At 76.2% G+C, this 1465-nt stretch carries 1 protein-coding gene; it reads left to right on the forward strand.

Annotation, left to right across the window (positions count from 1 at the left end; genetic code table 11):
- On the forward strand, positions 1–1257 hold a 1257-nt coding region (locus ACXJKL_RS20995; protein WP_457208931.1), incomplete at its 5' end, for a glutamate mutase L.
- Positions 1258–1465 lie beyond the last annotated feature (208 nt).

Consider the following 1465-nt stretch of genomic DNA (forward strand, 5'->3'; position numbering starts at 1 on the left):
TGCCTGGCCGTCCTGGTCGCCCAGGACGCCCGCGCGGCCGACGCCGACGTGCTGGCGTGCTCCAGCGCCGGTGGTGGGCTGCGCATCGCGGTGGTCGGCAACGAGGAGCTGGTCACCGCCGAGGCCGGGCGCCGGGTCGCGCTGTCCAGCGGCGGCAAGGTCGTCGCGGTGCGCGCGATCAGCCGCGACGACGACCTGTCCGACCTCGAGGACCCCGACGTGGTGCTGCTGACCGGTGGCACCGACGGCGGCAATGCCGAGCCGCTGCTGGCCGCCGCCCGCGGCATCGTCGACGGCGGCTGGCGCGGGCCGGTGGTGGTCGCCGGCAACGTCGAGGCGCAGACGGAGGTGACCGCGGTCCTCGGCGGACTGCCCGTCGTGGTCGCCGACAACGTCGTGCCCCGCATCGGCGTGCTGGCCCCCGACAGTGCCCGCGCGGCGATCCGCGAGATGTTCCTGTCCCACGTGATCGGGGGCAAGCACCTCAGCGCGCACACCTCGGCCGACGGCCACGTCTTCACCGCGATGGTCCGCGGGGCCACGCCCGACGTGGTGCTCACCGGCGTCGAGCTGCTCGCCCGCGGCCTCGGCCCGGAGGACCCGGGGGCCGGGGACGTGGTGGTCGTCGACATCGGCGGCGCCACGACGGACGTGCACACCGTGGTGGAGCTGGACCCCGAGTCCACGTCCGTCGAGGGCAGGGGCCTGTCCCGCGAGGTCGTCGCGCTCACCCCCGTCACCCGCACGGTCGAGGGCGACCTCGGGATGCGCTGGTCGGCGGTCAGCACGGTCGCGGAGGCCGGCCTGGTCGAGCTCGCCGACGCGGCGGCCCGCCGGCACGCGGACCCCGGGTTCCTGCCGGCCGACGACCCGGAGCACGAGGACGAGGAGCGCGAGGTCGACGAGGCCATCRCCCGCGCCGCCGTCGAGCTGGCCCTCAAGCGGCACGCCGGTCGCAGCCGGGTCGTCGTCAGCCCGGAGGGCCGCGTCGTCGAGCGCAGCGGCAAGGACCTGCGCGAGGTCGACCTGCTGGTGGGCTCCGGCGGGGTGCTGCGGCACGGCGCCGACGGCGTCGTACGACGCGTGCTCCTACCCAGCACGGGCGAGCACGTCGAGGGCGGGTGGCAGCTGCCGCGGGCCCCCCGCGTGGTCGTCGACCGTGACTACGTGCTGGCCGCCGCCGGCCTGCTCGTCGCCGAGCACCCCGAGGCGGCGCACCGGCTGGTGCAGCGTCTGGCGACCGGAGCCGATGAGTAGCCTGCACCCGTGAGGGAGACGATCCGGTGAGCCCGGAGGACGTGGGCCGGGCGGCGCCCGGCGGCAGCGCGGGTAGGGACGACGACGTGGACGACGACGGGGTCGACGACGGGGTCGACGACGACAGCGGCGTCCGTGCGACCAGCGAGGAGGACTCGCGGCGCGAGCGGCTGACCACGCAGCTGGTGCAGCAGTGGTCCACCCTGCG

It is taken from the genome of Nocardioides sp. P5_C9_2, from assembly GCF_054049555.1.